This is a genomic window from Aeromonas aquatica, assembly GCF_000764655.1.
GTDB lineage: Bacteria > Pseudomonadota > Gammaproteobacteria > Enterobacterales > Aeromonadaceae > Aeromonas > Aeromonas aquatica.
The window spans coordinates 1-570 of sequence record NZ_JRGL01000003.1; the positions used below are offsets into that span (position 1 = coordinate 1).

The following is a 570-nucleotide window of genomic DNA, read 5'->3' on the forward strand; positions in this document are numbered from 1 at the left end:
GGTTAAACTAGTTGCATTTCAACTGGGTAAATAGATGCATCTGATGCATCTTTCTGCGTGAATCATAAAATAGAGTCAAAATGAAAAAATTAACTGATGTGACACTGGTAAAGCGTGATGACATTCCATCAATACGAACAATTGAAGTCGACGGGGTAGAGCACTGGCTCGGTCACGTGAAAGATTTTATGAAACAACCACATCTGCTGGATTTCCTTCCTGACGATAACCGAGTGTCTATGGCATGGGTACGTTTAGAGGCAGGTGAAGAGCTGGAACCGCACATTCACCCGGTAGAGTCGATGATTCTGATGTGTGAGGGTGGTGCACGGACTACTGGGGATGTGCAGGCAGACATGAAAGCAGGTGATGCGCTTTTGGTTCCCCCTGGTAAGTTGCATGGGTTTAAAGGCGCTGAGCCAAATGGATTCTGGGGGTTGTCTTTACAATTTGATAGCCGCGGCTTGTATGAAGATTATTCTGACCCTTGGGCGACTTTCCTTCCCGACGATATTAATAAGAATTTTGGCGGCTCTGTGGCAGAACAACTGTTTGCTCGCAATGAGATCT

1 protein-coding gene is annotated in these 570 nt (G+C 45.8%); it reads left to right on the forward strand.

Features of this window, described 5'->3' with window-relative positions; translation table 11 throughout:
• Positions 1-80 precede the first annotated feature (80 nt).
• A partial coding sequence (locus tag LG30_RS0100015; RefSeq protein ID WP_152598953.1) for a cupin domain-containing protein occupies positions 81-570 on the forward strand: 490 nt, incomplete at its 3' end.